The organism is Binatus sp. (SeqCode) (assembly GCF_036522015.1).
Taxonomy (GTDB): domain Bacteria; phylum Desulfobacterota; class Binatia; order Binatales; family Binataceae; genus Binatus.
Map to the genome: position 1 here is coordinate 1 of NZ_DATDGQ010000349.1, position 7,701 is coordinate 7,701.

8 protein-coding genes and 1 pseudogene are annotated in these 7,701 nt (G+C 61.4%); all 9 read left to right on the forward strand.

Annotated features, from left to right (window positions below):
- On the forward strand, positions 1 to 456 hold a 456-nt coding region (gene rpsF, locus VIW95_RS14740; RefSeq protein WP_331587855.1), incomplete at its 5' end, for a 30S ribosomal protein S6.
- Positions 437 to 724 (forward strand): single-stranded DNA-binding protein, encoded by a 288-nt coding sequence (locus VIW95_RS14745; protein ID WP_331587857.1) that lies wholly within the window; start codon positions 437 to 439, stop codon positions 722 to 724. The genes rpsF and VIW95_RS14745, both read left to right, overlap by 20 nt.
- 29 nt (positions 725 to 753) lie before the next feature.
- Positions 754 to 1,113, forward strand: a complete 360-nt coding sequence (gene rpsR / locus VIW95_RS14750) for a 30S ribosomal protein S18 (RefSeq protein ID WP_349259331.1) — start codon at positions 754 to 756, stop codon at positions 1,111 to 1,113.
- Between the two features lie 13 nt (positions 1,114 to 1,126).
- Entirely contained in the window at positions 1,127 to 2,080 is a 954-nt protein-coding gene (locus VIW95_RS14755) for a DUF2232 domain-containing protein (RefSeq protein WP_331587859.1), read from the forward strand.
- Between the two features lie 118 nt (positions 2,081 to 2,198).
- A complete protein-coding gene (rplI, locus tag VIW95_RS14760) occupies positions 2,199 to 2,648 on the forward strand; it encodes a 50S ribosomal protein L9 (protein ID WP_349259332.1) in 450 nt (149 codons plus the stop codon).
- Between the two features lie 13 nt (positions 2,649 to 2,661).
- Entirely contained in the window at positions 2,662 to 3,303 is a 642-nt protein-coding gene (locus tag VIW95_RS14765) for a glutathione S-transferase family protein (protein ID WP_331587863.1), read from the forward strand.
- Positions 3,304 to 3,496: 193 nt separating this feature from the next.
- Positions 3,497 to 3,943, forward strand: a pseudogene (locus VIW95_RS17650) (AAA family ATPase); the annotation flags it as partial.
- Between the two features lie 162 nt (positions 3,944 to 4,105).
- A complete protein-coding gene (locus VIW95_RS14775) occupies positions 4,106 to 6,745 on the forward strand; it encodes a hypothetical protein (RefSeq protein WP_331587868.1) in 2,640 nt (879 codons plus the stop codon).
- 267 nt (positions 6,746 to 7,012) lie between these two features.
- Positions 7,013 to 7,609 carry a hypothetical protein gene (locus VIW95_RS14780; protein WP_331587870.1) on the forward strand — a complete coding sequence of 199 codons (597 nt, stop codon included), beginning with the start codon at positions 7,013 to 7,015 and terminating at the stop codon, positions 7,607 to 7,609.
- The last annotated feature ends 92 nt before the right edge of the window (positions 7,610 to 7,701 follow it).

Here is a 7,701-nt window from a genome sequence, read left to right on the forward strand (position 1 = left end):
GATTCGGGCGACCCCCAAATCAAGGAAGCCATCAAACGCTACGAAGGGATCATCGCCGCCGGCGCCGGCGAGATGATCGAAACCGAGGAATGGGGATCGCGCGAGCTTGCCTACAAGATCAGGGGCGAGCGCCGCGGCTTCTACGTTCGACTCGACTACGTTTCGCCCGGCCCCGTGATGAACGAGGTCGAGCGCAACTTGCGCATCTCCGACACCGTCCTGCGCTACCTGTCGGTCCTCGTGGACGACAACGCCGACGTGGCCAAGGCGCGCGAGGAACTCGAGGCGCGCAACCGCCGTATCGCCGAGGCCAAGGCTGCGCAGGAAGCGCGCGCGGCCGCCCTGATGGCCTCGCGCGAGCAGCCAGTCGAGGATGCGCCCGACGCTCCCGAAGAGATAATGGAAGCGGCGGTTGACGAAATCGCCGGGCCCGAAGGTGACAGGGAACCGGATTGAGCTCGAAGGCCGGCTGCTCGACCAGCCCGAAGTTCGCATCACGCCCGCAGGAACTCCCGTTCTCAGGTTCACGGTCGAATGCGGCGCGCCAGGCGAGGAACTGCGGCTTGGGATTCTGATGACCGGCGAATCGGCGATAGCAGCAAAACAGCTCCTGGAGCCGGGCCGGCAGGTTAAGGTGATCGGAAGAATGAGAGCGTTGAAGGGTAGCTTGAAGACAGTCGGTGCACTTGAAGTGGTAGCCGAGTCGATCGAGCAAGTGAAATAGATACTGAAAAGAATTTCCAGGGAAGATTAATGGCTCACGAAGATAGATCAGAAAGAGGCCGCGGCGAAGGCGGCGGCGGACGCTATGGCGGCCCACGTCCCGGCGGCGACGATCGCGGCGAGGGCCGCGGCGGTGAAGGTCGCGGTGGCGGCGGGATGCGTCGCGGACGGCCGGGCGGGCGCCGCAAGGTATGCCGCTTCTGCGCCGACAAGACGCTCAAGGTCGATTACAAAGACGTGCGCACGCTCGGCAGCTTCATCACCGAGGGCGGCAAGATAGTGCCGAGCCGAACCTCCGGCAACTGCGCCAAGCATCAGCGCCAACTTGCCGTCGCGATCAAGCGCGCGCGCGTGCTCGCGCTGCTGCCGTTCTCGACGCTCGGAGTCTAGACGGCTGAATCCAGTGACGCGCAAAGCTGTCATAGGGATGGTTCGAGCGGCCGCGTTGGCGGGGGCGTTCTTCCTCGCCGCCGGCGCGATACCGCTTATCGGCGGCATCCTGATGATGCTCGCGCCCGCGCCCATCCTCGTGTACGCAGTCGGGCGCCCGAGTCCCAACCTGCGCGCGACGATCGCGGTGCTACTCGCGACCGCATTCGTCGCAATCCTGTGGGGACCGATCGGCGGTCTCGCCTACTTCGTGTCGTTCGGCCTCGCGACCGCAATCGCGTGCTACATGCTCGAGCGTCGGTCGTCCTTTGAAATGATCACCGCGGTCGGCGCGGGCGTGATGGTAGCGACTTCGGTCGTCGTAGTGCTGGTGCTCGTGGGCGGCCCGGACGCGCTCATCAAAACCGTCCACGACTCACTTACCCAAATGGTGACGCGGGGGCAGGACTTCAACAAACTTCTTGGAATGCCGGCGATTCCGGCCGACACGCAGGCGAGCGTCATCTCGCTCACGATGCATTTGTCGCCGGCCTTCGCGCTGCTCGTCGCCGCGAGCTCGATGCTGCTCAACTTGCGCGTGTTCTGGCGATGGGCCGGACCGCAGCGGCTGGCGTACAGCCTGTTTGGCGATCTTTCGCGATGGTCGGCGCCGGAGTGGATGGTGTGGTTGTTGCTGGCCGGCGGGTTCGGGCTGTTCATCCCGGTTTCCGCGATTAGCGCGATCGCGCTCAACGGCTTCATCTGCATCGGCGCAGTTTATTTTTGCCAGGGACTGGCGATTATCGGATTCTATTTTCAGTCGCTCGCGGTCCCGTCGATCGTGCGCGGCATAATTTATTTTGTGGTGTTCGCGCAACCCGTGGTCGCTGCGCTGGTGGGCGTCGCGGGCGTCTTCGACATGTGGATCGACTTCCGGCGGCTGAAGCCGCCGAGCCCCGAGGCGAACAACCTGGGCGATTTTTTCTAAGATGAGAAACCAAACCCGCAACCCCAACAGAACCCTCACCCCGGGCGCGGACGCCGTTCCCTCTCCCGCACGCGAGAGAGGGTTATTCAGTACTCAGGAGACGTAGAGGACGATGAACGTGCAAGTCATACTCAACGAGGATCTTCCCAACCTGGGACGGACCGGCGACGTGGTCAAGGTCCGCGCCGGTTACGCGCGCAACTACCTATTGCCGCGCAAGCTCGCGGTCGAGGCGGATCAGAAAAATATCCGCGCCTTCGAGCATCAGAAGCGCACCGCCGCAAAACGGGGCGAGATCAAGCGCAACGACGCGCTCGCAGTCAAGGCTAAAATCGAGGCGCTCACGCTGACGCTGCATGCCCGCGCCGGCGAGGAGGGCAAGCTCTTCGGCTCTGTCACCAATATCGATCTCGAACGCGCGCTCCGCGAGAACGGTCTCGATATCGAGCGGCGCAAGATTCACCTGCCCGAGCCCATCAAGCAGCTCGGTGATTTCACGGTGCCGGTCAAGCTCGATTCCGAGGTTGAAGCCAGCTTGAAGATTACCGTCGCGGCGCAAGCCGAATGAGGACTTGCCCGATATGATCAAACTCTACGACTTCCTTTCCTGTCCCTACGGTCAGAAGGTCCGCATCGTCCTGGCCGAGAAGGCCCTGACCTACGACCTGGTGCCGGTCGATCTGACGCAGCACGACAATCGCAAGCCCGACTTCCTGCGGCTCAACCCGTTCGGACGCGTGCCGGTGCTGGTCGATGACGACACGACGATTTACGACTCGACCATCATCAACGAGTACCTCGACGACGAGTATCCCGAGCCGCCCGTGCTGCCGCCGGTCGGTTCCAGTGCGATGCGCTCGCGGGCGCGATCGTTCGAGGACTTTGCCGACACATCGTTCACGCCGCCGGTGGGCCAGCTAATCGCCGAGGTCTCCAAGCCCGAGGGCGACCGCGATCAAAGTCGCGTGCAGCGGCTCCATCAGTCGGTCGAGCGCGTGCTCGACTACCTGAACCACGAATTGCAGGGCAACAATTATCTCGCCGGCGAGTTCTCAGTCGCCGACATCGGTTTCGCGCCGCGGATGCTGATCCTGAACGAAATCGGCATCGACGTGCTCGGCAACAACCGCAACAACATCGACGCCTGGATCAAGCGGATGCTGGAGCGCCCAAGCATCCGCAACCTGCAAGGCGTCGCCGCAGTGCCGGTCGCCGGCGGCTAATCGAAGTCTAAGCAAGGCTGAAGTTGCCGCTGTAGACGTTTGAGCGACGCCTTCGTAAGCTTGCGCCATGGTGAGGGCCTCGACAGCATTCTCATCGGCCGCGTAGCTGGGGGCATCTACGAACGGGGGCGAAAACACACATTCCACGTCGGCACGGCTGCTGTTCGTTGGCCGCGAGCGCGAAATATCGGAGTTGCGCAACGGACTCGCGGATGCGACTTCCGGAAGCGGGCGGCAGGGGGGAGTGTTCCTTATCTCCGGCGAACCGGGAATTGGTAAAACTCGTCTCGCTGACGAACTCGCGGCCGACGCCGTATCGCGCGGGATGCGAGTGGTGTGGGGCCGATGCTGGGAAGGCGGAGGCGCGCCGGCCTATTTGCCCTGGGTTGACGTCCTGCGCTCACTTATCATCCACGAGCCTCGCGAGAGGGAGCGGCACTCCGCACTGCCGCCTGAGATAGCGCAGCTGATTCCCGAATTGTCGCCAGAAACGGTCTCGCCTCGGGTTCCGTCCGATCCGCAGCAGGCGCGTTTTCGACTGTTCGACGCGGTCGCAACCCTGCTCAAACAGTTGGCGCGCGCGGAACCGCTGCTGATCATTCTTGACGATCTGCACGAGGCCGATCACAGCTCGCTCGAACTGCTCAAGTTCGTCGCGCGCGGACTGACAGATTCTCGCATCGTCATACTTGGGACGCATCGCGACGCCGAGGTGCGTAGTTCGCCGCGTTTATCTGAGACTATCAGCGAGATCCTCCGCTACGGGCATGCGATACCGCTTGCGGGTCTCGATCAGGACGAAGTGACGCTGATCGTCGAGCACCGCGCGCAGCGCTTGCCGAGCGCCGCCTTCGCCTCGGAACTACATCGGGTCACGGCCGGTAATCCGTTGTTCGTGGATGGAGTAGTACGGGTGCTGCTCGCTGAGCGAAACCTCGGGACTTCGGATCGCATCGAGCTGCGCGGGTTCAAGCTGCCGGAGGACGTACGCGCCGCGATCCGCAAACGTCTCGGGTTGTTATCGCCGCCAGCGCAGTCGTTGCTGGCCATGGCTGCCGTAGTGGGACAGGAATTCGACAGTGCGTTGCTCAGGCGAATCAGCGACTTAAGCGCTGGAGCATCTGGCGAGTTGATGGACGAGGCGTCCGAAGTGGGTGTCGTCGCACTCTCGTCGCATGACAGCTATCGCTTCACCCACCCGCTCATCCGCGAGTCGCTTTACAAAGGCTCGACCGAGGCGGAGCGCACGCGGCTACATCGCGCGATTGGTGAGGCGCTGGAGCAGCTGCACGCCGCCAATCTCACGCCGCATCTTGCGGCAATTGCCCATCATTTCGATCAAGCGGCGGCGGCGTCACCTGATCCGCTCCAAATCGAGAAGGCGATTGAATACTCACTTCGAGCCGGGTGGGCAGCGATGAACGTGGAAGCCTGGGAAGAAGCACTGGTTCATTTTCACGCCGGTTTGCGGCACGCCGAGAAAGGTCAGGATAGTCAAAGACGGCAGGCTGAATTCTTTGCGGGTATCGCCTATACCCGGGCATGGTCTGACCGGACTTCAAAAGACGCCACCACAGAAATCGAAAGCGCTATAGAGTTGTGCGAGGAACGCGGCCTTTTAGAACAGGCGGGGAAGCTTCGCACGCTGGTAGCGCTTCGGCTTAGCAAAGATGACGATGAAGGCCACACCGATATAAGTCGCGCGATGAGGCACTTCGAAGCGGCGCAGCGCGAACTCGAACACGCGACCGATTCGCTGTGGTTGTACATGGCGATGGCGCTCGCCTGCTGGAAGTCGCTCGACACAGCGCGGGGTATGGAAGTCACTCAGCAAGGATCGAAAATGAGTGAGCGTTTGCGAGAGCCCGACTTCATAGCTCATTTTTCGAACGTTCGGGCACCACTCCTGGCCCATACCGGACGAATCGCCGAGGCGCTGGCGACGCCGATAGACCGCAATTCCGCTGAATCATTAGGCAGACAGCTGTACAGGACAGGTAAAATTCTGTCGAGGCTGTGGGATCCGGCACACGGCAAGCCATGGCTGCTGGAAGGAGTCGGATTGCCCGCGGTACCGTTCGTGCTTTTTCAATCCGGATTCGGCCCGAATACCGACTCTCGAGCATTGAATGAAACGCTGGCGATTATGCACGTGATGACGGGAAATCTCGAAGATGGGCAAGCGCTTGTCGATAAGGCGCCGAGTACCCTGCTTCGCGGCATCATCGCGATCCACGGAGGCGATTGGACGGCAGCGAAGTCCGTTCTCGAGACCGGTCTCTCAATCACACGCGCTTCCGGTGCGCGAGAACGGCATGCAGACCTATCGTTCTGGTACGCTCGCCTGCTCCGGATAACCGGGGAAACAGCTCACGCACGCGCCTTCCTCGATGACGCTTTGCAAATTTTCGGAGAGGGCTCGCTACCGCTGGTCGAAATGTGGCTTAGGCCAGAGCTAGTCCTGGCCCAGGCGCGCGAGGTTGACGTCTCCCTCGCCCAGCCCCATCTCGCTCGATTGCGGCAGATATTGGCGGACGGCGAGGATTGGCGCGGACTCGTCGGCGCTGTCGCGCGAGCAGAAGCCGTAGTTGCCGCCGCCGACAATCGTATTCAGGACGCCGAGACATCCTTCGAGCGCGCGATGGCGATCTTCACCCGCTACGCGCTGCCATGGGAACAGGCCGAGACTCTTCACTACTGGGGCAAGACCCTGACACTGGCAGGTGAGCACAGTCGTGCCACGGAAAAGTTCGACGCGGCGATCGAGATCTACCGCCGCCATGGCGCCGGTCAGCGTTGGGTCGATCGAGTGGAGGCCGACAGGAATACCGGCGTTAGTCGCTCAGGCGTTACCAGTGACAACCGAACATTTCCGCCGATCTTTCGCAAGGAAGGTGAGTACTGGAATACCGCGTACGAAGGTGAGTCTGCGAATCTCCGTGAGCGCGGCGGGATGCGATTCATCGCCCTGCTGCTTGGCCGTCCCGGCGAAAATATCTCCGCGGTCGAAATGTTCTCGGTTACTGCTGCGGGCGCTGGGACGAGCCTGCGGCAAGATGGGTTAGGCAGGGCGGTTGACCTCGGCGACGCCGGGGAAAAATTCGACGCGCGAGCGTTGAGCGAGTACCGTCGCCGTATAGCTGAGCTCGAGAGCGAGATCGATGTCGCGGAAGCGTCCCGCGACTCCGACGCCGCGGTGCGCGCCCGCGCCGAGAGGGACAGTCTTTCACAGGAAATCTCGTCCGGGCTGGGACTTCACGGCTTACGGCGAGCGGCTTCCCATCGCGAACGCGCGCGAGTCAACGTGACCCGGCAAATCAAATCGGCGATCGAAGCGATCCGAAACGTAAACCCGCCCCTAGGCCGCCACCTCGCGAATTCCATCTCTACCGGTAGCACCTGCCGGTATGCGCCTGCCGACCGGATAAAATGGCAATTGTGAACTAGACTAAGTCCTCCCGGTACCGCGTCGTTCGCGGTTCATTCCCCCCCTCATTTGTTCGTTCGAAGCGAACGATTGTTCCTCCCGGATTTACGCACTAAGGGCAGGGAGTAGGCTCGCGCCCTCCCAGAAGGAGGAAGGTTCATGACCAACAGATACGCATTTCTCGGCAGTCAACGCGACAAAGCAAAGAGGGCCCGCAACGTAATCGATGCCGCTGTCGACAGTCGGCGGCAGGGGAAAAATGTAATGCGTACATTGTTCAGAATGGCGATCACCGCGGCTCTCGCGATGGTTTTACTCGGGATGGGCTTCGTATCCAGGGCGAATGCTCAATGCGGAGGGTCCGAATGGCTGAAGCACGGAGGTATCCAGCTGCAATCATTCGAGGAACGGCTTCAGGTCGGGACAGGCTCGTTCCTTCTGGTCTCAAGCCATCAAGGCTCCAACAATGGGATCATTGGCTTCTGGAAAGTAAAGTTCGTGGCTGAGGGGAATGCCGGCGGTCCCCCCGACGGCACAGTGATCGATAATGGATTTGCGCAGTGGCACAGTGATGGGACTGAAATCATGAATTCCTCGAAACCGCCGGTAACTAGCAGTTTCTGCCTTGGCGTGTTTCAGAAAAGCGGACCGTCGAGCTATCAGCTGAATCACTTTGCGTTGGGCTTCGATATTTCCAGCAATTTCATCGGACCCGTTCAAATCCAGGAGAGTGTTACGGTCGATCGCAAAGCGGACCAATACACCGGCACCTTTACGATTGACCAATTCGATCCGATGGGGAACCCCCTTGGCCATGTCGCGGGTAACATCGCGGCGACGCGCGTCACGGTCGATACGCCTGTCGGAGACGTGCTTTGAGCGTCGACGGAGGGTCAGTTACCCTAGATTCGGACAGCTGATCGACGTCCTCGACGAGTGCTTTCCTGAAAAAAAGCGCGCGCGGGGGGGGG